Here is a 1,554-nt window from a genome sequence, read left to right as displayed (position 1 = left end):
AATTTGTTTTTGTTAATTATTGAAATAAGACGAGCTTTTTTCTCATCAAGACTAAATGAATCAAAAGTACTTAAGCTAGATTCAATTTCTGCTTTACTTAAATAAGGAATTATGTCATTAGAATTTAGTATTTGGTTTTTAACATCAACAATGTTGTATTCAGTTGCTTTTTTTACCAAATCCACTCATTTTTGTGTATTTTGGGCTAATTCGCAGTACACAAATGAACCACCACCAGTTCAATCTGCCAATATTGATTCACCAGTTTGTTCACCATTGATTACTTTATTTAATCTAGAAACAGTAATGTTTTCTATATAATCCATTTGTTCAATACCAATATATTGACGTCGCATTTTATGTGCTACAGCAGCTGTTGTTCCTGAACCAAGAAAGAAATCAAGAACAATATCATCAACTTCTGTTGAATGTAAAATAAGATAATAAATAAAGGACTCTGGTTTAGGGTATTTAAATTCATCGACAAAACCTAATTCTTTCGCATCCTTCGTAGCTACTTGGTTCATATATTCATTAGAGGCAAACCAAAGTGAATTAAATGTATTACCTTTAGTTTTTAAATCAGATAACCATGTTTTATATATAAAACCTCTTTGATTTTTATTGTATTCTTTTTTAAAACAAATTTTTCCTGAAGCAATATGTTTTTCAATTGTATTCTTCGAAAATATTCAATATCTACCATCGGGTGGATAATCTTCTTTACCAGTATATGGATTTCTAATACCAAAGTAATTATTTTCTTTGTTACCTGATTTGGCACTTGGGTTATCACTTATTCAAGGACCTTTAGGATCATTGTCTGTATTCTTATATTTTGATAATTTTTTCTCACCACCAATAAGATTAATATTTTCTTTATTCTTTGCATAGGATAAACAATTGTCGTGTTGAATATTTATACCAGTTTTAGCATCGTTGGTAGTACTTTTAGTCTTGCGAATAAAATCGGCTATAAAATTATCTCTTCCAAATACTCCATCACTTAAAACTTTTAAATATGATCTTTCATGTTCATCGCATGATATAAAAATCACACCATCATCCCTTAATAATTTTTTGGCCAACTCTAGTCTATTCTTCATAAACACAAGTCAGGTTGAATGGTTGAATTTATCATTGTATTGAAAGGAATCATCGTTTCTGTTATAAGGTGGATCGATATAGATACATTTAACTTTTCCCTCATATCTCTTTAATATAGAGCTTAATGCTATAAGATTATTCCCTTTAATAATAAGGTTATCTTTTTCATTAAATGATATGTTTTGTTCTACACCTTGTGAACTATAGCGTTTTGCATTAATTAAGACTTTAGGATCAAGAAGTCTGTTAATATCGTCAAGACCAAGAGTTTCATTAAGCATAACTTCGCTGCGTTTTTGGTCATCTTTGTCTTGATTGCCAACTAAAACACAATCTTTGTAAGGGAATGAAAGTACAACATCGTTGCTTTCGTCAAGAAAGTGCCCATTGTTATCAACTAGGCCAATGCGATTTTTAAAAGAAGTAAAACTATCAGGCATAAAGTCT

The 1,554-nt window shown here is 29.8% G+C and carries 1 protein-coding gene; it reads right to left on the bottom strand.

The window, feature by feature from the left end:
• Positions 1-1,554, bottom strand: a 1,554-nt coding sequence (locus ACWXVP_RS03205) for a site-specific DNA-methyltransferase (RefSeq protein WP_456013060.1), incomplete at both ends; no start/stop codon positions are given.

The organism is Mycoplasma sp. 1781, from assembly GCF_053851675.1.
This window is presented reverse-complemented; position numbering and strand designations above follow the sequence as displayed.